A 23,397-nucleotide genomic window follows, 5' to 3' on the forward strand; every position below is an offset into this window, starting at 1 on the left:
TGTAACCTATGCTAAAATATCCCCAATCGTATCAGCGGCATTTAACGCTCGCTTAAGCAACGCACCCCCACACTGAAGGCTAATCGTTGTTAACCTTGGCCTGCGTGACGGAGCGTGCCCCCATGGCGCTGAACATTTCTGCCCCCGAAGCGACTGAACTTAAACCCAGAATTCTCGTTTTCGGCGTGGGCGGCGCCGGCGGCAACGCCGTGAACAACATGATCGACGCCAATCTGGAAGGCGTTGATTTTGTTGTCGCCAATACCGATGCCCAGGCGCTCCAGCGCTCCGGCACCCGCAACCGCATCCAGATCGGCCACCAGATCACGCAAGGTCTTGGCGCAGGCGCGCGGCCCGAAATCGGCATGCAGTCGGCAGAAGACTCGATCTCTGAAATCATCGAGTACCTCCAAGGCGCCCACATGGTGTTCATCACCGCCGGCATGGGCGGCGGCACAGGCACAGGCGCAGCGCCGGTGATCGCGCGCGCGGCCCGCGAGCAGGGCATTTTGACGGTTGGCGTCGTGACCAAGCCCTTCCACTTTGAAGGGGCAAAGCGCATGCGCCTCGCCGAAGCGGGCATCGAGCAGCTACAGGGCCATGTCGATACGCTCATTGTGATCCCGAACCAGAACCTGTTCCGCATCGCGACCGAGAAGACGACCTTTGCCGAAGCCTTCTCCATGGCTGACCAGGTGCTCCATTCGGGTGTACGCGGTATTACCGACCTGATGGTCATGCCCGGCCTTATCAATCTCGACTTTGCCGATGTGCGCACGGTGATGAACGAGATGGGCAAGGCGATGATGGGTACCGGCGAAGCCTCTGGCGAGAAACGCGCCATCGAGGCGGCCCACGCCGCGATCAACAATCCGTTGCTGGACGATGTGTCGATGAAGGGTGCACGCGGCGTGCTTATCAATATCACTGGCGGCATGGACATGACGCTGTACGAGGTTGACGAGGCCGCCAACGAAATCCGCGACCAGGTGGACCCGGATGCCAATATCATTGTCGGCTCGACCTTCGATGAAAGCCTCAACGGCACGGTCCGCGTTTCGGTCGTGGCAACGGGCATCGAGGCAGAACAGATGCAGCAGGCCGATCCGCGCCGCCGCGCCGAGCCCGCCAGCATGATGAGCACGCTCAAGCCGCGCGAGATTGTCCGCCCGGCCCAGCCGCTGGTTCGCCGGCTGAACGACGAGGCTGAGACCGCCCGCGCCAAGGCCGCCGCCGATGGCGGCATCCATGCCAAGGCCGCTGCATGGCGCGCTGCGCAGGAAGCACAGTCGAGCCCGGTTGAAGATGAACCGGCGCCTGCGCGCGCTGATATTATCGACGATGCGGTGTCTGCGCCCGATGCCTATATGGCCGGAGCCGAAGCTGAACAGGCCGACACCCGGCCAGAAGTCGTGCGCCATCAGGAGCGCCTGGAAGAGGCTGCACAGACCATCCGGCGTGAACCGGCCCCCGAACCGGAGCCGCGCGAGGAAGCGCCGGCGCGCCGCGGCCTCTCCATCTTCGGCCGCCGTGCCAAGACCCCGGCAGCACCGGTAGAAGCGCGCACCGCGCCGCGTCCGCCTGCCCAGGCACCGCGCGCGCCTGCCCCTGCCGAGCCGGTGCAACGCACGGGGCCGAGCGGTGATCTTTTCGGTGAGGAGTTCGACGACGCCGATCTCGACATCCCCGCTTTCCTGCGCCGTCAGGCCAACTAGGCTTTTCAGAGAATACCAGACATTCAGTCCCCGGAACCGGAAACGGTCCGGGGGCTTTTGTTTATGAGGCGGGCAATTGTTACAGCCCGCAACAATCGTTTAATTCCGGTCCTCGCAGCCCGTCTCTAGTGTGCAAATGCGAAACGAGGGGGGTTCGGTCTGTGCCGGGGGCTGGCCGAAGCTGAAAACAAGACCAGGAAAGTCGGTTTGTATGGTGCGGGCAGCTTTTATGACTGAGCGGACGACACTGGCGCAGGCCGCCGTGTGCGCCGGGATTGGCCTGCATACAGGCGCGCGGGTACGCATGGTGCTCAAACCTGCGCCGGCCGGCACCGGTATCGTCTTTGAGCGCACGGACCTGGACTGTGCGGACCGCCAGATTCCTGCCCGCTATGATCTTGTCCGGTCTACCGATCTGGGTACGACCATCGTCAATGGCGATGGTGCGTCCGTTTCGACGGTCGAGCACCTTATGGCGGCCTTCGCGGGGCTGGGTGTTGATGATGTGCATGTCGAGCTGCATGGCCCGGAAGTGCCTGCCATGGACGGTTCATCGCTCCCCTTTGTCGAACTTCTGGAGCATGCCGGCCTGAAAACGCAGCCCGCGCCGCGCCGGGCGATCCGTGTCCTGAAGCCGGTCGAGGTGTCGCTGGGGGGGCGCAATGCGGTCTTCCTGCCGTCGCTTCAGGCGGCCATCGATGTCAGCATTGATTTTGACGATGCCGTCATTGGCCGTCAGCAATACCGTTTCGAGATCAGTCCGGCAGGTTTTCGCAGCGAGATTGCAGCGGCCCGGACATTCGGTTTCCGCCGGGAGTATGAAACCCTGCTGAAGGCCGGTCTGGCGCGTGGCGGCTCGATGGAAAACGCGATTGTTCTTGATGAGCAGGGCGTGGCCAATCCGGAAGGTCTGCGGTTTGCCGACGAGTTTGTACGCCACAAAATCCTTGATGCGGCAGGCGATCTCTATCTGGCGGGTGCGCCTATTCTGGGCCTGTATCAGGCATCACGCCCCGGCCACGGTATCAATAATGTGGCGGTACGCGCGCTGATGGCCGATGTGTCGGCCTGGAAGTGGGTGACCATGAGCGAGATTGCCGAAGCTGGCGAGGCGGGCCGGGTGGCGCGCGGTTAAAGCGCGCCGCTATTCATGTGCCGGGCTGACACAATGCTTTTTCCTCGCGCCCTGATCGGTTAGAAGACTCTGGCAGTTCGTTTTTATGCCATGCCAAGGGGCCAGGAATTGTTGAACGCCACGCGTCTTATTCTCGTTATCTCCCTCTCGGCAATGGTGCTTGCGGGCTGTCAGGGCAACCGCAACCGGGCCGAGCTGGCCTATGTCGCCCGCCCGGTCGAAACGCTCTACAACAATGCATTCCGGGAGCTGGAGCGCAGGCGCTTCACCCAGGCCGCTGCCCTGTTTGACGAAGTGGAACGCCAGCATCCCTTCTCCGAATGGGCGCGCCGCTCCTTGCTGATGGCCGCTTTCTCCCACTACCAGGCGGGCCGGTATGAACAGGCCATCGCCAACGCTCAGCGCTTCATCTCGCTGCATCCGGGCAGTTCCAGCGCGCCCTACGCCTACTATCTCATCGCGATCTGCCACTATGAGCGCATCTATGATGTGGGCCGCGACCAGTCGACAACGCTGGCGGCCTATGATGCGCTCCGCCAGGTTGTCCAGCGCTTTCCTGACAGCCCCTATGCGCGCGATGCGCGGCTGAAGATCGACATGACGCGCGATCACCTCGCCGGCAAGGACATGGATGTTGGCCGCTGGTATCTGCGCAACGGTTTCCACCTGGCAGCTATCGGCCGCTTCCAGAACGTCATTCGCCAGTACGGCACGACCAGCCATGTGCCGGAAGCCCTTCACCGGCTCGTCGAAGCCTATGTCGCCATGGGTGTGGCTGAAGAAGCGCGCCAGCACGCCGCCGTGCTCGGCCATAATTTCCCCGGATCGGCCTGGTATCAGGACAGCTACTCCCTCCTGACCTCTCGCGGCATTGACGTGCCCGGCGAAGGCATTGAGGAAAGCGATCCGGGCCTGCTGCGGCGCGCGATGAGCCGGATCTTCGGCTGATCCCGGGCGGGAGACGCGGGGAGCCATGCTCGCATCCCTCTCCATACGCGATATCGTCCTCATTGACCGGCTGGACCTTGTCTTCCGGCCCGGCCTGTCTGCGCTGACCGGCGAAACCGGGGCCGGCAAATCCATCCTTCTGGGCGCGCTGGGCCTGGCGTGCGGCGAGCGCGCCGACCGGGCCATGGTGCGCGCCGGCGCAGAGCAAGGCAGTGCCATTGCCGTTTTCGAACTGCCCGAAACGCACAGCGCCTTTGCGCTTCTGGAGGAATCCGGCATCAGCTTTGAACCGGGCGAGCCAGTCATTTTGCGCCGCGCTATCACCGCAGATGGCCGGTCACGCGCGCATGTGAACGACCAGCCGGCGAGCGTCGGCCTGTTGCGCTCGCTGGGTGATGTGCTGGTTGAAATTCACGGCCAGCATGACGGGCGCGGCCTGCTCGATCCCAAATCCCACAAGCGCCTGCTGGATGAGTTTGCCGGCAATGGCGAGCGTCTGGCCGCTGCGGCGCGTGGCTGGGAGCGTGTGAGCGCGGCGCGCCGCCATCTGGAAACACTGAGAACCGACCGCGCCCGCGCAGCGGAAGAGGAAGTGTTCCTGCGCCACGCGGTGGAGGAGCTCGATGCGCTTCATCCCCGACCCGGCGAGGAGGAGACACTGGCCGGCGAGCGCCGTTTCCTGCAGCAGGCCGAGAGCGCCCTGTCCGATCTGCAGTTGGCATCTGAAGCATTTTCCGGCGCGGATGCGGTGGCCAGCCGCCTCAATCATGCGCTCAAAGGGCTGGAGCGCGTGCGCGCAAGCCTGGGCGCAGAGGCCGCTGCAGATAGCGCCCAGGCCCATGCCGTCTCCGCGCTGGACCGGGCAAGCGGGGCGCTGGAACGCGCGCTGATCGAGTTTGACGAGGCTGAAACCGCGCTCACCGATGCGGCCTCCGCCTTTGAGGTGGAGTCGGGCGCACTGGAACGCGCTGAGGAGCGCCTGTTTGCCTTGCGCGCGCTTGCCCGCAAGCATCAGGTGGAGGTGGATAAGCTGCCCGCTCTGCGCAGCGAGTTTGCTGACAGACTGGAGGCTGTTGCCGATGGCGAAGGCCGCGAGCGTGAGGCCGAATCCGCGCTTAAAGCCGCTGAAGCTGATTATGCCCGCGCTGCCAGTGCCTTGAGCGAGGCGCGCAAGACGCAAGGCGAAAAGCTCGCCGCCGCCGTGATGGCGGAGCTGGCGCCCTTGAAGCTGGAAAAGGCACGCTTCCGGGTTGTCGTCACCAGCGATGAGACCCGCGCCGGGCCGTCGGGCTGGGACAGTGTGGCGTTTGAAGTCTCCACCAATCCCGGCGCGCCGTTTGGTCCGCTGGACCGGATTGCGTCGGGCGGTGAGCTGTCGCGCTTCGCGCTGGCGCTCAAAGTGTGCCTGGCCGGGTCTGACAGCGGCATCGTGATGGTGTTTGACGAGGTAGACCAAGGGGTTGGCGGAGCGGTCGCCGATGCGGTGGGCCACAGGCTCGCGCGTCTCGCAGAAGGCGGGCAGGCGCTGGTTGTCACCCACTCGCCTCAGGTGGCCGCCAGAGCAGGCCATCACTGGAAAATCGCCAAGGCCGAAGAGGGTGAAACCATGCGCACCCGCGTTGTGCCGCTGGACGGACGCGAGCGCCGCGAGGAAATCGCGCGCATGCTGTCGGGCGCGGAAGTGACCGAAGCGGCACGCGCCGCCGCTGACGAGCTGATGGCGATATGACACGCGAAATCGAAAACCTCTCCCCCGAAGCCGCGGCCGCAGAGCACGCGCGCCTCGCCGAGGAAATCGCGGCCCATGACCGGGCCTATTATGCCGAGGATGCGCCGGTTATCACCGACGCCGAGTATGATGGCTTACGCGCGCGGCTGGAGGCTCTGGAAGCGGCCTTCCCGGAGCTGGCGCACGCGGAGAGCCCCACGCAGACCATCGGCGCCAAGCCGTCGGGCAAGTTTGCCGAGGTGCGCCATGCCGTGCCCATGCTGTCGCTGGGCAATGCCTTTGATGAAGACGATGTGGCCGCGTTTGAGGCGCGCATACGCCGCTTTTTGAACCTGAAGGACGATGAGACCCTCGCCTTCACCGCCGAGCCGAAGATTGACGGGCTGTCGGCATCCTTGCGCTATGAAAAGGGCGTGCTGGTCACCGGCGCGACGCGCGGAGACGGGCAGACGGGCGAGAACGTCACTGAAAACCTCAAGACGCTCGATAAGATACCAAAACGCCTCACTGGCGATGTGCCGGACGTGCTGGAGGTACGCGGCGAGGTTTACTTGAGCCATGCCGATTTCGCTGCGCTGAACGCGGCTCAGGAGGCGGCTGGCAAACCGGCCTACAAGAACCCGCGCAACGCGGCCGCCGGTTCGCTGCGCCAGATCGATCCGGCCATCACCGCCACGCGTCCTTTGCGCTTTTTCGCCTATGCCTGGGGCGAGGTGTCTGAGCCCTTGGCGGACACCCAGTCCGGCGCGGTTGAGCGCCTCAAGGCGCTGGGCTTTGCCACCAATGGCGACATGAAGCGGTGCGAAGGCGTGGAGGCGCTGCTGGCCCATTACCGCGATCTGGAAGCGCGCCGGGCGGAGCTCGGCTATGACATAGATGGCGTCGTCTACAAGGTGGACCGGCTGGACTGGCAGGCGCGCCTGGGCTTTGTCGCGCGCGCCCCACGCTGGGCCATCGCGCATAAATTCTCGCCCGAAAAGGCGGTGACGAAGCTCAATAATATCGAGATACAGGTGGGCCGCACCGGCGCGCTCACCCCTGTGGCCAAGCTCGAACCCGTCACCGTGGGCGGCGTCGTGGTCTCCAATGCCACGCTGCACAATGAGGATTATATCAGGGGCATCGGCAAGGACGGGGAGCCGATCCGCGGCGGAACCGATATCCGCATCGGCGACACCGTGATCGTCCAGCGCGCGGGCGATGTGATCCCGCAGATTGTTGACGTGCTCAAAGACCGGCGCGATGGCAGCGAGCAGGCGTTTGTGTTTCCCAAAGTCTGCCCAGTGTGTGGAAGTCATGCGGTGCGCGAGGAAGGCGAAGCGGTGCGTCGCTGCACTGGTGGATTAGTATGTCGCTCTCAAGCCGTAGAACGTTTGAAACATTTTGTTTCGCGTAAAGCTTTCGACATTGAGGGGCTTGGGGACAAGCAAATTGAGATATTTTTCGACATTGGGTTGCTGAAGGAACCCGCAGATATCTTTCTGTTGCCTAACCATTCTGATCGCATCCAACAATTGGACCGCTTTGGCGAAACTTCGGTCAAGAATTTGATCGCATCTATCGAGTTGTCCCGGAAGGTCGAACTGCATCGTCTTATTTATGGGCTGGGAATACGGCATGTCGGGGAAGATACGGCCCGTAAACTGGCGCAATATTTTACGACATGGGACGCGTTCAGTGGCGCTGTGAAGCAGGCATCGGGGGGGCGCCCCGGGTCGCAATATATTGAACTTAGTAATATCAGGGGAATTGGCCCTGTTGCGGTGGGTCATCTGATGGAAGCTGCTGAAAAAGTGGCCAGCCTTCAGCCCCTTGATGTTTCATTGCAAGAACAGCTTCGTTTCGTTCACGAAAAGCTCAATCAGACACACCGTCAAGCGTTGGCTGATGCTTATCGAACTTGGGAGCGGTTTGTCGTCGCGGTGCAAAGAGCATTCAACGAGAAACCAAGTGCGGCCTACCTAGAGTTATCAGGAATAGACAAGGTCGGCATCGTGGCGACGGAATCTTTGGTCGAGTTCTTTGATGAACCGAGAAATGCCGCAGCGGTAAGCCGATTGCTTGAGCACCTTGAGATTTTAGATGCAGAAATGGTCGTCTCCGATAGTCCGGTAGCGGGCAAAACGGTTGTGTTCACCGGTTCCCTAGAACGTTTCGCCCGCGATGAGGCGAAAGCCCGCGCGCAGAGCCTTGGCGCGAAGGTGGCCGGGTCGGTTTCCGCGAAGACGGACTATCTCGTCGCCGGGCCGGGCGCGGGTTCAAAGCTGACAAAAGCTAGGGAACTAGGGGTCAACGTACTCACTGAGGATGAGTGGCTATCGCTGATCGGAGATGCTTAATTCTATCGAGGGGAGGCACAAATGCGTGTTGCGGCGATAGATTTTGAGACGGCCAATGAACAGCGCTCCAGCCCTTGTGCCATTGGTGTGGCTTGGCTGGAGGATGGCAAGGTTACGGACGTAACTACGCAATTCATCCGTCCGCCCGACATGAGGTTTTCGGGCTTCAACATCTCGATTCACGGCATACGCCCAGAAGACGTCGAGGATGCGCCGGAGTTTCCTGAGGTGCTTGCGCAACTGGCTGGGCGCTTAAAGGGCGCCACGGTTATTGCCCACAACGCCGCTTTCGATATGAGCGTGCTGCGTTCGACCTGCGATGTGTACGATCTCGATTACCCTGACGTGAGTTATCTGTGCACCATGAAGGCAGCACAGACGGCATTGCCCGACACGGCGAACGCCAAGCTGAATACACTGTGTGCTCACTTCGGCATTCCGCTGAAACACCACGATGCGGGGTCGGATGCTGAAGGGTGCGCGAGGCTATCGCTGGAGTTGGCGCGCTCGGTGAACCAGCGCTGTATTACGAGCGCTGCGCCTCTTCTGGGGCTGGCTCCGGGACGTTTGTGGGCGCGGACCTATACGCCCTGCACGGGTGGAGCATATCGGCCACGCCCGAGATACGAGGGGCCAGTGCCGACGGTTACTCCAGCGGTGCTTGCGTCATCGAAGCTGGCCGGCAAAACGGTCGTCTTCACCGGCGCGCTTGAGCGCTTCACCCGCGCTGAGGCCAAGGCCCGCGCGCAGAGCCTTGGCGCGAAGGTGGCGGGGTCAGTATCGGCGAAGACCGATTATCTCATCGCCGGGCCTGGCGCAGGCTCGAAGCTGAAAAAGGCGACTGAGCTCGGTGTCACCACGCTGACCGAGGACGAGTGGCTGGCACTGATCGGCGGGTAGGGGGCAGAGTTGTCATGGCCCGGTTTAGCCGGGCCACCCATGCCTGAGAGTTTCCGCCCTGTCGAACGTTGCAGGCGTGGGTCCCCCGGATCGCTTCGCGACCGGGGGATGACATGTTGTCGTAGTGATGACTACTCCGCTGCCTGCAGCTTGCCTGCGCGGGCGTCCTCGATGCGCTGGCGGGCGATCTCGTCGGCGATGAGGTTGGCGGGGCGGCCTTCATTTTCCGCCGTGTCGAGGATCTCAGCCAGTGTCGCTTTGAGGCCCTGCAGCTTGCCCTCGACCCATTTCTTGTCGAAGCGAGAGTCTATCTCGCCCATGATATTGATGATGCCGCCAGCATTGATGACATAGTCAGGGGCGTAGGCGACTTTGCGCTTCATCAGCTCGGCGCCCATCTCGCGCGTGGCGAGCTGGTTATTGGCCGCGCCAGCAATGGCGCGCACTTTCAGCCGGTCGATGGTTTTCTCATTGATGATGGAGCCCAGGGCGCAGGGCGCGAAAATATCGGCCTCGACATCGTAAATATCGTCCTTGCCGACGGTCTTCGCGCCGAGCTTTGCGGCCAGCGCCTGCAGGGCATCCTCGTGGATATCGGTCAGGGTCAGGTCGGCGCCCGCCTTGGCCAGATGCTCGCACAAATAAGAGCCGACATGGCCGGTGGCGCCCTGCACGGCGATTTTCACGCCTTCGAGGGATGATTTGCCAAGGGCCTTCTCCGCGACCAGCTGAATGCCCAGGAACACGCCCTTGGCCGTGGTGGGGGAGGGATCGCCGGTACCGTCAGGCAGGCCGACCACATGGCGCGTGGTGCGCCGGGCGCTGAGCATGTCAGCCGGGCTGACGCCCACATCCTCAGCCGAGATATAATGCCCGCCGAGCGAATCCACGGCGCGGCCAAACGCCTGGAACAGTGCGTCGCGGTCGAAATCGCCCTTCGGCTTGATGATGACGCTCTTGCCGCCGCCAATCGGCAAATCGGCCATGATGTTCTTGTAGCTCATGCCTTGTGACAGGCGCAGCACGTCCGTCACGGCATCGGCAGGGCTGTCATAGGACCACATGCGGCAGCCGCCCACGGCCGGGCCACGCACGGTGGAGTGCACGGCGAGGATCGCCTGCAGCCCTGTGGCCGGATCGGTGGCAAACAATACCTTTTCGTGATTGTCGAACGCGGGGTGTTCAAACACGCTGGCAGGCACGCTCATGGGGGAGTTCCTTTTTGAAGACGCGCTGGCGTTCAGCGCGATGGCAGCGGTATCAACGGCGAGGGTGGGTGCTTTGCCCGTAACATGCCCTTCAAGACCGGATCCGCCCGTTTCATGGCCGCCATTTACTCGCCGAGCAGCGTTAACGCAAGTAGCGGAAATATAACGCAGTTTGTCCGGTCAAAGTGCGCGGGTCAGGATTTCGCGGATGCGAAGGCGCAGGGAGGGCAAAACCTCGTTTTCAAACCAAGGGTTCCGCCTTAACCATCCCGAATTGCGCCAGCTGGGATGCGGCAGCGCAACATACTGCGGAAAGAATTCTCGCCAGCGCAGCACGGTTCCTGTGAGGGTCGCTGAAGCGGGCAAGGCCAGATAGCGGCGCTGGGCGTGCAGCCCGACCAGCAGTGTCAACTCCACATCTGCCAAGCTGGCCGTCACCCGGTCATGCCAGAGCGGGGCGCATTCGCGCCGGGGCGGCAGATCACCGCCCTTCGCATCCAGCCCCGGAAAGCAGAAACCCATCGGCGTGATGGCAAACAGGCGCTCATCGTAGAACTCTGCCTCGCTCACCCCCATCCAGTCCCGCAAGCGATCTCCTGACGGATCGGTGAAGGGACGGCCAGATGCCTGCACGCGGGTGCCGGGTGCCTGGCCGATAATGCGGATGCGCGCTGCGGAACTGCCCTGCAGGACCGGGCGGCAGGGATGGGCCAGATGGGGCTGGCACACCCGGCAGGCGCGGATGTCTGCTGCCAGCGTGTTAAAATCGTCAGCCATCGGCCTCGGGCGGCGCGTCCGGTGTGACGGGCAGGGACAGGCGGTAGACACCCTTGAAGTCGTCCGGGTCCACGGGCTTGCCCTTGCGCAGGATGGAAATCTCTCCCTTGCGGGCCATGCCGATGGCCACGCCGCGCACTTCGCGCATGCGCTTTTGCCATTCCTCCGGCCAGACGGCGCGGGCCGCTTCTGACGGGCAGATCGATTTACCGGCACCGCGCTGCTCGACGAGGGCGAGAATCGCGCTTTCTATCGTTTCCTTGTTCATGGACTGGAGATAGCGCCGATCATGCGCCGTGACCACCGCCCCTACTGGATGCACCGCGCGTGGGAGGCGTATGAGAATGCGTGGGTGTCCCATTTCGTCAAAGCCCATTTCGAGGCGCTGGGGCCGGACCCGAAAATCGTGCGGCCCTGGAATATGGAGGTGTTCGGGCCGAATATCCGCGTGGGCCGCGCCCTGCATGTGGTGACGCGCCGCGACCAGCCGGTCAGCTTCACGGTGTGGTCGCCGGGTGATGTGCCGGGCTCCATCACGATAGGCGATTGCTGCTTCTTCGCGGGCGGGGTGCGCCTGCTGGCGGGCGGTTCGATCACGATTGGCGATGGCGCGCTGATCGCGAAATCCGTCACCATTACCGATTCTGACTGGCACGGGCTGTATGACCGGATCGATCCGCGCCCGGCCAGCAAACCGGTCACCATTGGGCGCAATGTCTGGATCGGTGATGGCGCCTTTGTCGGCAAGGGCATCAGTATCGGCGATAATGCCGTCATCGGCGCGCGCAGCGTTGTCACCCGTGATGTGCCGGCCAACACGGTCGTCGCGGGCAATCCGGCAAGGCCGGTGAAAGAGCTCGACCCTGACGGCCCCTTCAAGACCCGCATGGATATGCTGGGCGATCCCAAGGGGCTGAACGCCTTCATGGAGAACGCCTATAAGGACGCGCTGAAAGGCAATTCCACCCTTGGCTGGTTCAGGAGCCGACTCTTCCCGAGGGCGGGGGACTAAAGCCCGAACAACCCGCCCGGCAGGGCGCCGATCACGGCGCCGGTCATCAGGGTTGCCAGTGTGCCGGAAATGAGCGCGCGCGGTGCCAGGGAGAGAATGTCTGCCCGGCGAGAGGGCGCGACGGCAATCAGGCCGCCGATCAGGATGCCGACCGACGAGAAATTGGCAAAGCCGCACACAGCATACGTCATGATGAGGCGCGAGCGCGCAGACAGCTCATCGCCGGTGTTGGACAGCGCGTCATAGGCGAAAATCTCGTTCAGCGCGGTTTTCAGCCCCATGATGGAGCCTGCGGTCTGTGCCTCGGCCCACGGAATGCCGGCCAGCCAGACCAGCGGCGCGAAGAACCAGCCGAGCACACGCTCCACCGACATGGGCGCGCCATTGATCTCGCCGGCGGCGGCCAGCGAGAAATTGATCAGCGCCACGATGGCGGTGAACACCAGCAGCATGGCGATAATGTTCACAAACAGGCGCACACCGTCCGACACGCCGGTGGTCAGCGCATCCATCGAGGAATGGTAGAGATTGACCGGCACCTTTTCCTTGCTGGCCTGCTCTTCGGTTTCGTCCTGAGGGTGCATGAGGCGCGCGAGCAGCACGGCGGCCGGCACCGAGATCAGCGAGGCGGTGAGGATATGGCCTGCCGCGTCGGCGACCACGCCGGTCAGCTGGCTGACATAGATCGCCATCACCGAGCCTGCGACCGTGGAGAAGCCCACCGTCATTATCAGAAACAGGTCAGACCGGCTCATCGTGGGCAGGCGCGGACGGATCAGAACCGGGCTCTCGGTCATGCCAAGGAAGATGTTCGCCGCTGCGCCCAGGCTCGCCGCGCCGGAGAGATTGAGGATACGCCGGAACATCAGCGCAAAGCCGCGCACGGCAAATTCCAGCACCCGCCAGCGCCAGAGCAGGGCCGAGATCGCCGACAGCACGATCACCATGGGCAGAGCCTGAAACGCGAAGATGAAGGTGGAGGCGTTGGCGTCCGGATTGATGAGAAAGGGGCTTTCTCCGCCGCCGACATAGCCGAACACGAAGCTGGTTCCCATGGTCGTTGCGGCCTGCAGCACCTCCACCACGCCGGTCAGCGAGGCGAGGAAGGCGCGCGTGGGCGCAAAGCTGTAGAGGGCAAAGGCGATGGCAAACTGGACGATCACCGCGCCGAGGATCAGCACCCAAGGGGGCATCTTGCGCGGGCCCAGCGCCCAGGCAATGGCGACAAAGGCGAACACGCCCAGAAGACTGCGCAGCTGCAGGCCCATATCTTCCATGAAATTCCCCCGGACGGCAGGCATGTTGGCTTGAGAGCGCGGGTGCTAGCCCGCCAGACGTTAACGCACAATAGGCAGGGTGCAGGCAAAGGGGAAGCGCTTGCAGGCAAGGGGGAGCAGGCTTTATGTGAGGGCCATGAACACCCCCATCTGGTCACCCTGCATCAAGGTCTGTTTCGTCGATCCGAGCGAGGGCCTTTGCGTCGGCTGCTTTCGCACCATGGAAGAGCTTGGCCGCTGGACGAAGATGAGCGATGCCGAGCGTGAGGCGGTGAAACCTGTGCTGGATGAACGCCGTAGCGCCTATGAAGCGAAGGTGCGGTAGAAGAGGGTTAGCTCGGCGTTTCGGCGCCCCCCTCTTCGTCGTTCCCGCGCAGGCGGGAACCCAGAGCTGCTTGGCTAAGCCTCGGCAATGGAACTGGATCCCGGGTTCCCCGTTTTCACGGGGACAGGCAAGCTCCGGGGTCCCGGTCCCCGAGCCGGGACCCATAGCGACTTGCTATGCTTTCGCCCCTTGATCTCTGGATTCCCGCCTGCGCGGGAATGACGAGGGTGGGGGAGAAATTCAAAACCCCTCCACCACCCCGGCAATCCAGTCCGCACACGCTGCCGGATTTTCCATCGGGGCGAGGTGGGAGTGGCCGGGCAGGGGCGTGATGACCGCACCGGCACGCGTCAGCCCCGCCACATCGCGCACGGTGGACGCCTTCTCAGCCTTGAGCACCGCGATAGGAGCACCGGCCCTGCGGGCGGCGCGGACAGGATCGTGGCGGTGGGAGGCGTAATTGGCCGCTTCCCACGCCGGGGCGCAGGCGAGCGCAAAGCCGCCTTCAACGGATTTCAGCCCGCCCGCCAGATAGTCGTCCAGCACGCCCGCCGCCCAATAGGAAAATGGCGGACGGCCCGCATAGCGCGTCTTCACCGCGTCTACATCCGGCCAGAAATTGCCGCGTCTCAGCGCGCCCTGCACCAGGGGAAAGCGCCGCCACATCACATGCCAGAGAGGCGTGTGATTGATGGCGTAAAAGCTGCCGGGCAGGATTACCGGATCGATGAGGGCAAGCCCCAGCGGCTTTTGCTCCAGCTTCTCCGCAGTCAGCAGGGCTGCCACCCCGCCCATGGAGTGGCCGGCCAGCACGAAGGCGCGGTCATCGAGTTGGTCCAGCATGGCGATGATGTCACGCGCATAGACATGCCAGTCGCGGTGGCGGGCCGGGTCAGCGGGCAGGGTGGTGGCGCCATGGCCACGCAAATCCGGCGCGATGATCTCGTAGCGATCCGCCAGATACTCCAGCAGCTTTGCGCCGGAGCGAGCATTGAAGCCATTGCCGTGCAGGAAGATGATGCGTGTGGCGCCGGGCTTTGGCCAGACGAGGGCGTTTATCTCGCCATCAGGCAAGGTGAAGCGGCGTGTTTCAGGTCTCAGATCAGACAAACCGGCGTGCCTCCTGCGGTGTTGCACCTGCGAAGATGCGCCTGTTCGCCTTTCGATCAAGGCGTTGGCGCACTCCTAGTGCGCGCCGCGCTCGATATCGCAGACCAGCCTGACCAGTTCGTTGTCCGTTTTGAGCGGATTTGCGTCGAGTGAGATGGCCGGGCGTGCGCCCAGCACGGCATTGGTCACGATGATGGCCTCGGCAGAGGCCAGCGATTCCAGCCGGAAATGATCCTGCTCCACATGCAGGCCGCGCGCGGCAAAGCCATCGAGAATCGCTGCGCGCGTGGTCCCGTTAAGCGCGCCGGTATCAAGCGAAGGCGTATAGACCGTCCGGCCCGTCACCCAGAACAGATTGGCGCTATCTGCGCACGCGACGCGCCCTTCAGGAGACAGCATCACGGCCATGTCGCCGCCCCGTTCGCGGGCAAGGCGCCGGGCGAGGATATTGTCGCCATAGCCGATCATCTTGAAATGGGCGGCCAGGGTCAGCGGCGCCCGGCGCGGCGCATTCAGGGTAACAAGGCGCGGCCCTTCCTCCGGCACCACCAGGGGGCTGGCGGTGACGAGGATTGTCGGCTCGCACGCAGACGCATCAAGACCGCGCCCGCCCGGCCCGCGTGTTACCGTCAGGCGGATAAGGGCGCTCTCAAGCGCGTTGCGGCGTGTCAGCTCTGCGGCGATGGCGGGTACGTCGAGCGTGGTGTCGAGGCTTAGCCCCAGCGTCGTGACGCCCTCTTTCAGCCGGGCGAGATGACGCTCCCAGCGGCGTATCGTGCCTGCCTCAAAGCGCATGGTCTCAAAGACGCCATCGCCCAGCAGAAAGCCCCGCTCGTCCACACTGATATGCGCGTCGCCGGGCTCAAGAAGGGTGCCGTTCAGCCAGATCATGCCTGCCCCGCCATTTCCAGAGCCTGTTTCAGCATGGCGATCTTGGCATGTGTCTCGGCCAGTTCATCCTCCGGCTGGCTGTCAATGGTGATGGCTCCGCCTGAACGGGCCTCCACCTGCCAGTCATCGCCATCGGCCTGAAAGCCCGCCGTGCGGATCATCACATTGAACTGCGCGCTGCCGTCAGGCGCGATGAGCCCTGTAGAGCCGCAATAGGGGCCGCGTGCCTCTCCCTCCAGCTCTGCGATGATCTCCATGGCGCGTACCTTGGGCGCGCCGGTGATAGAGCCGGGCGGGAAGCTGGCGGCCAGCAGATCGAAAACGTCCCTGCCAGATGCCAGCTGGCCGGTCACGGCGGAGACCAGATGGTGCACATTGGCAAAGCTCTCCACCGAGAACAGCTCAGGCACGGTCACGCTGCCGGGCGTGCAGACGCGCGAGAGATCATTGCGCATCAGGTCGACAATCATCAGGTTTTCGGCCCGGTCCTTGGCTGATGCGGCCAGCTCTGCGGCCAGTGCCGCGTCACTTGCCGGATCGCTGCCGCGCGGACGTGTACCCTTGATGGGCCGGGTTTCCACCCGGCCGTCAGTGCCCAGCGACCAGAAACGTTCTGGCGAGTTGGACACGATGGTCTGTGCCTGATCGACGCGCATATAGACCGCAAACGGGGCCGGGCTGGTGGCGGCCAGCGCCCTGAAGGCAGCAAGCGGCGCGTGCCTGCCCGTCATCTGCGCCGCAAAGCGGTGAGACAGATTGACCTGGAACACATCGCCCGCGCGCACATAATCGCGCGCCTGGCGGGCAGCCTGCAAATAGCGCGTCTCGTCCCAGACCGGGGCGAGAGGCGTGCGAAGTTGCGCGTCTTGTGACACAGCCGATCCTGAGCTGAGCGCCGCATGCAGGCGGGTGGCGGCGTATGCCTCGCCGCTGATCTCGACGCTTTGTGTCTGGTGATCGAAGATCGCCATGGCCGGGTATACGCCCAGCGCCATTTCCGGCCAGCGCGCCACAGGGAAGGGCGGCGATGGCAGCGCCTCGAACCGGCGCGCAAAATCATAGCTGAACAGGCCGCCGATCCAGGCGTTCGGATAGCGCTTCCTTGCCTCGCGCAAGGGTGCCAGCGGATCGCCGTCGTCAGCCTGGGTGATGGTGGTTTGCGGAAAGGCGGCCAGATAGCTGTAGCGTCCCCGCGCCGTGCCATCCCCGCCTGATAGCAGCAGGGTGCCAGGCAGATCAGCGATCGCTGCCAGATAGTCTGCTGGCGCACGCCAGGCGAGCGGCAGGTATGGCCCTGATGAGGCGGCAGGCTCAGCCATGATATGTACTACCCGGTCAGGTTCTCGCGCAGGCGCTCTATGACAGCATCGTCCAGGCCGAGCGCGTCGCGCAGATAGGCGCGCTGGTCGCCAATCGCTTCCATCGCCGCGTCGTAGTAAACCGGGTCCACACCCAGGAAGGCGCGCAATTCCTCGTGCCCGGCCGTCTTGCCCAATGTCTCCTCAAGCCGGTTGCTGACAAGAGGGACCAGGCGGTCAAAATCCACCGCCGTGTTGGTCATCAGATAGTCTTCGCGCACCTCTTCCTCGTCCACCCCCAACGCGGTGAGGAGCAGGGCGCAGAACAGGCCGGTACGGTCCTTGCCGGCAGCGCAATGCACGATAAAGCCGTCTTCGGGCTTGCTGTCGGCCAGCTGGCGCAGGCCATTGGCAAAAACCCACTGATTGCCCGGATCAAATGGCAGGCGGCGATAGGTCTGTGTCATAAAGGCGCGAATGGAACGAAGCGACATATCGCTTTCGCGCAGGAATACCAGGTGGGGCGGCTCGTCGGCGCCTGCATGATCGCTGGCCAGCACGACAACGCCTTCGCGCTGCGGCCAGTGGGAGGGTTCGGCCTCGCGCTCGCGCGGACGGCGCAGATCAGCCACGACGCGTACCGACAAGCCGTCCATGGTTTCGATATCGGCTGGTGTCGCCCGCGAAAACTGGCCGGACCTGTAAAGCCCGTCACGCACCTTGCCGCCCGTTGCAAGGTCATATGCACCGAACTTGCGGAAATTATGGACGCCTTCAAGGCGCAGGACACGATCGCTCATGGCTTTCACCTAGCCCGCCCGGACGCGGCCAGCAAGGCTTGCGCACGCCTGAACAGGGAAATTTAACCTATCGGCTCTATCAAAGTGGCCAAACATATAAAAGGCGCCGCTAGGTGGGGTTATCTGATGCGCGTTTTCACGTGTCTCTTCACAGAGCATAATCTGTGGTTTGTGCTGCTGGCGGCCATCATGTGTGTGGTCGGAGCGACCGTGACGATACGCCTGTACCGGCAGGTCGTGCGTGCAGACGGAATGGCGCGCCTTGGCTGGGCGTTTCTCGCGGCCATCTGCGCCGGGTCTGCCATCTGGACAACCCATTTTATCGCCATGCTGGGCTACCAGCCCGGAACGGCTGTCACCCTTGATGCGTGGCTGACCATTGCGTCGGGATTGATTGCGATTGGCGGTTCGGGCCTCGCCTTCCTGCTGGCCGCCTCGCGCAGGCTGAAACTTGCGCCGGTATTCGGCGGCGCGCTGCTGGGTCTCACGGTCAGTGCCATGCACTTCACCGGCATGTTTGCCTACCGGGTTGACGGCATCGTCACCTGGGATGCGGGCCATATTGCTGCGGCGATAGCGTTTGCGGTCGTTTTTGGCGCGGCGGCCCTACAGTTGACGGTGCGCTGGCAGGGCGGCTGGCGCTGCATGGTGCCCTCCCTGACGCTGGTGGCCGGCATCGTGCTCTTGCACTTCACCGGCATGGCCGCCTTCATGGTGGAACCGATCAACGGCTATCAGCCCGGCGCCAGCTCGGAAGCCTTTACGGTCATGGCCGTTGCGGTGGCCATTGCCGGTGTGCTGATCCTGGGCACCGGACTTGCCACCTTCTATATCGAGAAGCGCATGCGCGAGACGTCTGATGCGCAATTGCGCCATATGGCCCTGCACGACCCGCTGACCGGCCTGCCCAACAGGGTCAGTTTTTCCGCGCGTCTGGATGCGCGCCTGGCGGGTCAGTATTCGGGCAGCACGGCCGTTGCCGCGATTGATCTGAACCGGTTCAAGGAAATCAATGATGGCTGGGGCCATGAGGCCGGCGATCATGTGCTGTGTGAACTGGCCGAGCGCCTGCGTAAGTTTGATGGCGCGCGCCATTTCGCTGCCCGCCTGGGCGGAGACGAGTTCTGCATTATCCTGAAAACCGCAGATGAAAACGAGCTGCAAAAGCTCGTCCAGCAACTCGAAGCACTGCTTGCAGAGCCCATCAATTATGGCGCGCTGGAAACGGTCACGGGCGGAAGTATTGGTGTGGCTGTATATCCGCGCGACGGTGATGACCGCGAGACGCTGGTGAGAAATGCGGACCTTGCCATGTACCGGGCAAAGTCCGACCCGCTGGTCAATGTCTGCTTCTACAATTCGGAGCTGGGCGAAGTTGTGCGTGAACGCCGCCAGCTTGCCAATGATTTGCGCCTTGCCATAGAGAATAACGAGCTGGCCCTGCACTACCAGGTGCAGACGGCAATCGGCACGGGCGAGGTGCGTGGCTACGAAGCGCTGCTGCGCTGGACGCACCCGGTGAAGGGGGCGATCTCTCCGGCTGACTTCATTCCTCTGGCCGAAGCCAACGGGCTGATCCTGCCGCTGGGTGACTGGGTGCTGCGCAAGGCTTGCCTCGATGCTGCCTCCTGGCCGCACCCGCACAAGGTCGCCGTGAACCTGTCAGCCATACAGCTGACCCATATCGGCCTGCCCCAGCAGATCCATCAGGTGCTGATCGAGACCGGCCTGTCGCCTGCGCGCCTGGAGATCGAGCTGACCGAGACCGCGCTCATCAAGGACAAGGCCCAGTCACTGCACATCATGCGCCAGATCAAGGCGCTGGGCGTGTCGATTGCGCTTGATGATTTTGGTACGGGCTACTCCTCGCTCGACACGCTGCGGACCTTCCCGTTCGACAAGATCAAGCTGGACAAATCCTTCACTGACGAGCTGAAGACCGATCAGCGTTCGCTGGCCGTTGTGCGCGCCGTGCTGGCGCTGGCCAAGAGCCTGTCCATTCCGGTGCTGGCCGAAGGCATCGAGACGCAGGAACAGCTCGACCTTCTGCATCTGGAAAGCTGCGATGAAGGGCAGGGCTTCCTGCTGGGGCGGCCTGCACCCATGGACATTGTCGCACAGCTGGGAACGCGCATCCGCATTAGCGGCGAGCGTGTGGTCACGCCGGTCGCGTCCGCGCGGCGAGCCTGACGGGGCCCCTTTTGCTTTACCTGCTATCACCACCGGCGTAGGGTCGTCGGGCAAGGGGGGGCAGGCCCGTGAGCGAAGCAGAGCTGTTATCTCAGGTGCTGGCCGCACGTCAGATGCTTGACGTCACCATTACCCAGATGATCGGGCTTACTTTTGCGCTGATCGTTGCGGTGTATTTCTTTGTCCACCGCTCCGGCTGGCAGATGAAAACTGCCGTCTTCCTGCTCTATGCTCTCGGCTGGTTCGTGATGGTGCAGTCCGCCGCCCATACCGGCCAGTATCTTGTGGGTCTCTACAGCGAACTGGGCGCGCTTGCCAGCAGCGGCGAGGCGGGCTCGACCACCTATATCGTTCTGGAATCGGTCAGCGGCGTGTGGGCGCGAGTGTATTTACTGACGCTCAATGGGGCGAACTTCGTGCTGCTTGTTGGTGGCGCCGTCTTCCTGTTCTTCTGGAAGCCGAAAGCCGATTAGCGTCTGTTACCGGAAGGGCGGCTCGTCAAAGCTTCTGAGCTTGCGCGAGTGCAGGGCTTCGGAGCCCGCTTCTTTGAGGATGTGGACCGTTTCGATACCCGCCAGCAAGTGCTCTGATACCGACTTGTTGTAGAAGCGGTTGGCCGCGCCCGGCAGTTTCAGCTCGCCATGGAGCGGCTTGTCAGAGACGCATAAAAGCGTCCCGTAGGGTACGCGCAGCCGAAAACCATTGGCGGCAATTGTCGCGCTTTCCATGTCGACCGCAATGGAGCGTGACTGGTTGATGCGCCGCGCCTCCTGCAGGTAGCGCAGCTCCCAGTTCCGGTCTGCATGGGTGACAACGGTGCCGGTGCGCAGGCGGCGTTTGAGCGCCTCGCCCTTGTCACCGCTGACGCGTTTCACCGCATCCTGCAGCGCGATCTGGATCTCCGCGATGGCCGGGATCGGGATTTCCACCGGCAGGTCGCGATCAAGGACCGCGTCGTAGCGCAGATAAGCGTGGGCCAGCACATAATCGCCCAAGCGCTGGGAATGGCGCAGCCCGCCGCAATGGCCGATCATCAGCCAGCATTCGGGGCGCAGCACGGCCAGATGGTCGGTGATATTCTTGGCGTTGGACGGGCCGACGCCGATATTCACCAGCGTAATGCCGCGCCGTCCCGGTGCCTTCAAATGATAGGCCGGCATCTGGAAGCGCCGCCAGGGTGCACTTTCCACGACACCAAGCGGATCCTTGGTGCTGGCATCGACATGCACGAAACCGGCAGCCGATAGCGACTCATACTCGTTGTCGGCCTTGAGCTGTTCTGCCGCCCACGCCACGAACGCATCCACATAGCGGTGATAGTTGGTGAACAGGATGAAGTCCTGCACATCCTCGAACGGCGTGCCGGTATAGTGCTTGATGCGCTGGAGCGAGTAATCGGTGCGTGCGCCGTCAAAAAGGGAGAGCGGGCGTGGCACGCCGGGAATGGAGGGGCGCTCGCCATTGGGCAGGGCGTCGTCTATGCGCGACAGGTCGGCATAGGGGAAATGGCGCACCAGCTCGGCCGGTGCAGCGCCGTCCATATCGAGGTCTTCGGCGCCATCCAGCACGTAGGAGAAGGGAATTTCCTGCGTGGAAATCCCGGTCTCCACCAGCACGTCATACTCTTCCTGAAGCAGGCTGATCTGCGTCATCAGATAGTCGCGGAAGAGCTCAGGATGCGTGATCGTCTGGGTATAGACCCCGCTTTCGGAAAACTTGCCGAAGGCCCGGCTCAGGGGCGGTACCGGCCCGTCGGGCTGGTAGGTGATGCGCAGTTCAGGATAGGCAAAAAGGCCCGATGCCCGGTCCGCTCCGCCCGGCGGCAGCCCGCCATCCAGATAGGTTTTGAGCGCCGCGCGCAAAGCCTTCACCGAGCGGGTGTATAGCGCGCTTAAGCGATCAACGGCCTGTCCGGCGCTGGTGGCGGGTTCAAACGTATCAGCAACGGCCTCGGGCCGGACAGGGCTGGCGGGCAGCACGGCGCCTATGCCTTCCTATTCTTCGCGCTTGGTGAATGTCACCGTGAAGACCGGTTCGCCACCGAACTCGTCGCTGGTGGAGCCGTCATCATTGATGCGCTGGAACACGGTCGGTTCGATGCGCCCTTCCATGCGGTAGCCGCGCTCGGACATGCGCCCGCGATGAAACTCCAGCGCCGCAGCGGAGAAGGTCTTGGCGATAAAGGTAATGCGGTGTGGCGCGTTGGACATGCGTAAGCATCCTTCCCAGTGGCAAACAGACTCATCCTCCCCTCGATAGCCCGTCACATCGCGAAGGCCAAGCGGGGAGGTGGTTTGCAGACCAGACGAGGGAGATTTACCCTACCTCGCAGCGGCCGCCGGTCAGCGCAGAGATCACCGCCGGGTTACCTGCGGTCTCGGCAGGTTCCAGCCCCAGAATGCAGGCGATCAGCAGATAGATATTCACGCTCTCGAACGCTGCGGGGCGGGTGCCTTCGGGGAACATCGGCCCTGCCGCGATAAAGCCTGCATGCATGACAGGGTCTGCCACGTCATAGCCGTGTACGCCAACCGAACGCCACGGACTGCCCAGCGGCAGGGAGCGCGCGCTCAGTATCCAGCCCGGATCGGCCAGTATGAAGAGGTCCGGACCGCGGGTGGGGTGGTCGAAGCGGAAATGGTCGGGCATTTCGCCGCGCTTCCACGCGCGCATATGTGGATGCGCGCCTTGCAGGGACTGATAGGCCGCCTCGATGGCGTCGGGCTCGCCATACACGTTCACGAACGGGCGGAAACCATTGCCGCTGCGTCCTTCCACTTCGGGGACATAGACGGTTGAGAGGTCCATGAAGTCATCGAAATAGATGACATTTTCCTCCGGGTTCGTCGCCATGCCGTGATCGGAAACGATCAGGATATGCGTGCGATCCATGAGGCCGCGTGCCTCCAGCCCGGCGACGAGCTGGCCGACATAGCCATCTACCGTGGCGATGGCCGCACCAACCTCTGGCGTGTCCGCGCCGGCACGGTGGGCGATTGAGTCAACGAGGTCGAAATACAATGCCGCAAAGCGCGGGCGCTCGCTTTCTGGCCCGTCAAACCAGGCCAGCACCTCGTCGACGCGCTCCTGATAGGGCTTGTTGTGCTCGTAAGGGGTCCAGCGGGTGGGGCGGTCGCCGTCAAACTCAACTTCCGAACCCAGCCAGAACATGATGGAGGTGGGCAGGCCCTGCCGCTCGGCAGTGATCCAGATCGGCTCACCACTCCACCAGCGGCTGTCCTGCGCGCTCATCGGATTGACGAAGCCCTCATTGAGCTCCCGGTCGAACGGGTGGTTGTTGATCATGCCGTGATCTTCCGGATAGAGCCCGGTCGCCAGCGAATAGAAGTTTGTGAACGTCACGCTGGGCATGACCGGCACCATGGCTTCAGGGCGGATGCCCCGCGCCGCCAGCGCCTGCATGTGGGGTGCCTCGAACAGATCAAGCGCCCCGGCGCTCAGCCCGTCCACGCCGATCATCAGCACGATTGGCTCGTCTACCGGTGCGTGCTGGGCCTGCCGGGCGGTGTCCGTACTGGCGCACGCGGCAAGGCCAAGCAAGGCAGTAAGGGTGAGCAGGCTGCGGAACGGCGTCATCATGTTTCCCTCTGACAGGCAGCAATTCTCTCAGGTGCGATAGCGCGGTGGCGTGTCACTGGCATGACGGTGGGTGAAGTGCAAACCGGCAGACCCGTTGCGCGGCGCAGCATAACCGCTAAAGGAAGGGTCTTCCGTCCCGTTTT

The 23,397-nt window shown here is 63.2% G+C and carries 21 protein-coding genes and 1 pseudogene; 11 read left to right on the top strand and 11 right to left on the bottom strand.

Annotated elements, in window-relative coordinates; all coding sequences use genetic code 11:
• The first annotated feature begins 122 nt into the window (after positions 1 to 122).
• The 7 genes and pseudogenes from ftsZ to AB6B38_RS00335 all read left to right on the top strand — a co-directional run bounded on the left by ftsZ (position 123) and on the right by AB6B38_RS00335 (position 8,766).
• Complete coding sequence (ftsZ, locus tag AB6B38_RS00305) at positions 123 to 1,715, top strand: cell division protein FtsZ (RefSeq protein ID WP_371393622.1); 1,593 nt, start codon at positions 123 to 125, stop codon at positions 1,713 to 1,715.
• Positions 1,716 to 1,944: 229 nt separating this feature from the next.
• Positions 1,945 to 2,850, top strand: coding sequence for a UDP-3-O-acyl-N-acetylglucosamine deacetylase (gene lpxC / locus AB6B38_RS00310; protein WP_371393624.1), 906 nt, complete (start codon positions 1,945 to 1,947; stop codon positions 2,848 to 2,850).
• A gap of 111 nt (positions 2,851 to 2,961) precedes the next feature.
• Positions 2,962 to 3,798 (top strand): outer membrane protein assembly factor BamD, encoded by an 837-nt coding sequence (locus AB6B38_RS00315; RefSeq protein ID WP_371393626.1) that lies wholly within the window; start codon positions 2,962 to 2,964, stop codon positions 3,796 to 3,798.
• A 25-nt stretch (positions 3,799 to 3,823) separates the two neighbouring features.
• Positions 3,824 to 5,527 carry a DNA repair protein RecN gene (gene recN / locus AB6B38_RS00320; RefSeq protein ID WP_371393628.1) on the top strand — a complete coding sequence of 568 codons (1,704 nt, stop codon included), beginning with the start codon at positions 3,824 to 3,826 and terminating at the stop codon, positions 5,525 to 5,527.
• A complete protein-coding gene (gene ligA / locus AB6B38_RS00325; protein WP_371393629.1) occupies positions 5,524 to 7,866 on the top strand; it encodes an NAD-dependent DNA ligase LigA in 2,343 nt (780 codons plus the stop codon). Before recN ends, ligA begins: the two co-directional genes overlap by 4 nt.
• A gap of 21 nt (positions 7,867 to 7,887) precedes the next feature.
• Positions 7,888 to 8,463: pseudogene (locus AB6B38_RS00330) on the top strand (3'-5' exonuclease); the annotation flags it as partial.
• A 60-nt stretch (positions 8,464 to 8,523) separates the two neighbouring features.
• Positions 8,524 to 8,766: a BRCT domain-containing protein gene (locus AB6B38_RS00335; protein ID WP_371395052.1), complete on the top strand. Its 243-nt coding sequence runs from the start codon at positions 8,524 to 8,526 to the stop codon at positions 8,764 to 8,766.
• Positions 8,767 to 8,897: 131 nt separating this feature from the next.
• Here the strand turns inward: AB6B38_RS00335 and AB6B38_RS00340 are convergent, their stop codons facing one another.
• From AB6B38_RS00340 to AB6B38_RS00350, 3 genes are all read right to left on the bottom strand, one after another.
• Positions 8,898 to 9,974, bottom strand: a complete 1,077-nt coding sequence (locus tag AB6B38_RS00340) for a Leu/Phe/Val dehydrogenase (RefSeq protein ID WP_371393630.1) — start codon at positions 9,972 to 9,974, stop codon at positions 8,898 to 8,900.
• A gap of 180 nt (positions 9,975 to 10,154) precedes the next feature.
• Entirely contained in the window at positions 10,155 to 10,751 is a 597-nt protein-coding gene (locus AB6B38_RS00345; RefSeq protein WP_371393632.1) for a uracil-DNA glycosylase family protein, read from the bottom strand.
• A complete protein-coding gene (locus AB6B38_RS00350) occupies positions 10,744 to 11,019 on the bottom strand; it encodes a DUF3253 domain-containing protein (protein ID WP_371393634.1) in 276 nt (91 codons plus the stop codon). Before AB6B38_RS00350 ends, AB6B38_RS00345 begins: the two co-directional genes overlap by 8 nt.
• Positions 11,020 to 11,040: 21 nt before the next feature.
• Between AB6B38_RS00350 and AB6B38_RS00355 the strand changes: the two genes are divergently transcribed.
• Complete coding sequence (locus tag AB6B38_RS00355; RefSeq protein WP_371393635.1) at positions 11,041 to 11,763, top strand: DapH/DapD/GlmU-related protein; 723 nt, start codon at positions 11,041 to 11,043, stop codon at positions 11,761 to 11,763.
• On the opposite strand, the gene AB6B38_RS00360 is transcribed toward AB6B38_RS00355, so the two are convergent.
• Complete coding sequence (locus AB6B38_RS00360) at positions 11,760 to 13,040, bottom strand: NupC/NupG family nucleoside CNT transporter (protein WP_371393636.1); 1,281 nt, start codon at positions 13,038 to 13,040, stop codon at positions 11,760 to 11,762. The two genes, AB6B38_RS00355 and AB6B38_RS00360, sit on opposite strands and share 4 nt — an antisense overlap.
• A 136-nt stretch (positions 13,041 to 13,176) precedes the next feature.
• On the opposite strand from AB6B38_RS00360, the gene AB6B38_RS00365 reads away from it, so the two are divergent.
• Positions 13,177 to 13,365 (top strand): DUF1289 domain-containing protein, encoded by a 189-nt coding sequence (locus AB6B38_RS00365; protein ID WP_371393637.1) that lies wholly within the window; start codon positions 13,177 to 13,179, stop codon positions 13,363 to 13,365.
• Positions 13,366 to 13,605: 240 nt separating this feature from the next.
• On the opposite strand, the gene AB6B38_RS00370 is transcribed toward AB6B38_RS00365, so the two are convergent.
• The 4 genes from AB6B38_RS00370 to AB6B38_RS00385 form a co-directional block, all read right to left on the bottom strand.
• The gene (locus AB6B38_RS00370) at positions 13,606 to 14,475 is read right to left on the bottom strand and encodes an alpha/beta fold hydrolase (protein ID WP_371393639.1); all 870 of its coding nucleotides are present in this window, start codon (positions 14,473 to 14,475) and stop codon (positions 13,606 to 13,608) included.
• A 75-nt stretch (positions 14,476 to 14,550) separates the two neighbouring features.
• Positions 14,551 to 15,366: an aminotransferase class IV gene (locus AB6B38_RS00375; protein ID WP_371393640.1), complete on the bottom strand. Its 816-nt coding sequence runs from the start codon at positions 15,364 to 15,366 to the stop codon at positions 14,551 to 14,553.
• Positions 15,363 to 16,685, bottom strand: a complete 1,323-nt coding sequence (locus AB6B38_RS00380; protein WP_371393641.1) for an anthranilate synthase component I family protein — start codon at positions 16,683 to 16,685, stop codon at positions 15,363 to 15,365. The genes AB6B38_RS00375 and AB6B38_RS00380 overlap by 4 nt, the downstream gene beginning before the upstream one ends.
• Before the next feature lie 8 nt (positions 16,686 to 16,693).
• Entirely contained in the window at positions 16,694 to 17,464 is a 771-nt protein-coding gene (locus AB6B38_RS00385; protein WP_371393642.1) for a tyrosine-protein phosphatase, read from the bottom strand.
• Positions 17,465 to 17,590: 126 nt separating this feature from the next.
• Between AB6B38_RS00385 and AB6B38_RS00390 the strand changes: the two genes are divergently transcribed.
• Together AB6B38_RS00390 and AB6B38_RS00395 are read left to right on the top strand one after the other, a co-directional pair.
• Entirely contained in the window at positions 17,591 to 19,654 is a 2,064-nt protein-coding gene (locus AB6B38_RS00390) for a putative bifunctional diguanylate cyclase/phosphodiesterase (protein ID WP_371393644.1), read from the top strand.
• A gap of 68 nt (positions 19,655 to 19,722) precedes the next feature.
• The gene (locus AB6B38_RS00395) at positions 19,723 to 20,127 is read left to right on the top strand and encodes a hypothetical protein (protein WP_371393646.1); all 405 of its coding nucleotides are present in this window, start codon (positions 19,723 to 19,725) and stop codon (positions 20,125 to 20,127) included.
• Between the two features lie 6 nt (positions 20,128 to 20,133).
• Here the strand turns inward: AB6B38_RS00395 and AB6B38_RS00400 are convergent, their stop codons facing one another.
• From AB6B38_RS00400 to AB6B38_RS00410, 3 genes are all read right to left on the bottom strand, one after another.
• Entirely contained in the window at positions 20,134 to 21,633 is a 1,500-nt protein-coding gene (locus tag AB6B38_RS00400; RefSeq protein WP_371393647.1) for an AMP nucleosidase, read from the bottom strand.
• Positions 21,634 to 21,648: 15 nt separating this feature from the next.
• Entirely contained in the window at positions 21,649 to 21,864 is a 216-nt protein-coding gene (locus AB6B38_RS00405; RefSeq protein ID WP_371393648.1) for an AMP nucleosidase, read from the bottom strand.
• 106 nt (positions 21,865 to 21,970) lie between these two features.
• Complete coding sequence (locus AB6B38_RS00410; RefSeq protein WP_371393649.1) at positions 21,971 to 23,254, bottom strand: ectonucleotide pyrophosphatase/phosphodiesterase; 1,284 nt, start codon at positions 23,252 to 23,254, stop codon at positions 21,971 to 21,973.
• Positions 23,255 to 23,397: the final 143 nt, after the last annotated feature.

This window comes from Glycocaulis abyssi (assembly GCF_041429775.1).
In the GTDB taxonomy this organism is placed as follows: domain Bacteria; phylum Pseudomonadota; class Alphaproteobacteria; order Caulobacterales; family Maricaulaceae; genus Glycocaulis; species Glycocaulis abyssi.

Bases quoted from the DNA above. Each gene is read 5' to 3' on its own strand.
- ftsZ (WP_371393622.1), top strand. From the start codon at position 123: ATGGCGCTGAACATTTCTGCCCCCGAAGCGACTGAACTTAAACCCAGA.
- lpxC (WP_371393624.1), top strand. From the start codon at position 1,945: ATGACTGAGCGGACGACACTGGCGCAGGCCGCCGTGTGCGCCGGGATT.
- recN (WP_371393628.1), top strand. From the start codon at position 3,824: ATGCTCGCATCCCTCTCCATACGCGATATCGTCCTCATTGACCGGCTG.
- ligA (WP_371393629.1), top strand. From the start codon at position 5,524: ATGACACGCGAAATCGAAAACCTCTCCCCCGAAGCCGCGGCCGCAGAG.
- AB6B38_RS00340 (WP_371393630.1), bottom strand. From the start codon at position 9,974: ATGAGCGTGCCTGCCAGCGTGTTTGAACACCCCGCGTTCGACAATCAC.
- AB6B38_RS00345 (WP_371393632.1), bottom strand. From the start codon at position 10,751: ATGGCTGACGATTTTAACACGCTGGCAGCAGACATCCGCGCCTGCCGG.
- AB6B38_RS00350 (WP_371393634.1), bottom strand. From the start codon at position 11,019: ATGAACAAGGAAACGATAGAAAGCGCGATTCTCGCCCTCGTCGAGCAG.
- AB6B38_RS00355 (WP_371393635.1), top strand. From the start codon at position 11,041: ATGCGCCGTGACCACCGCCCCTACTGGATGCACCGCGCGTGGGAGGCG.
- AB6B38_RS00360 (WP_371393636.1), bottom strand. From the start codon at position 13,040: ATGGAAGATATGGGCCTGCAGCTGCGCAGTCTTCTGGGCGTGTTCGCC.
- AB6B38_RS00365 (WP_371393637.1), top strand. From the start codon at position 13,177: ATGAACACCCCCATCTGGTCACCCTGCATCAAGGTCTGTTTCGTCGAT.
- AB6B38_RS00375 (WP_371393640.1), bottom strand. From the start codon at position 15,366: ATGATCTGGCTGAACGGCACCCTTCTTGAGCCCGGCGACGCGCATATC.
- AB6B38_RS00380 (WP_371393641.1), bottom strand. From the start codon at position 16,685: ATGGCTGAGCCTGCCGCCTCATCAGGGCCATACCTGCCGCTCGCCTGG.
- AB6B38_RS00385 (WP_371393642.1), bottom strand. From the start codon at position 17,464: ATGAGCGATCGTGTCCTGCGCCTTGAAGGCGTCCATAATTTCCGCAAG.
- AB6B38_RS00390 (WP_371393644.1), top strand. From the start codon at position 17,591: ATGCGCGTTTTCACGTGTCTCTTCACAGAGCATAATCTGTGGTTTGTG.
- AB6B38_RS00405 (WP_371393648.1), bottom strand. From the start codon at position 21,864: ATGTCCAACGCGCCACACCGCATTACCTTTATCGCCAAGACCTTCTCC.
- AB6B38_RS00410 (WP_371393649.1), bottom strand. From the start codon at position 23,254: ATGATGACGCCGTTCCGCAGCCTGCTCACCCTTACTGCCTTGCTTGGC.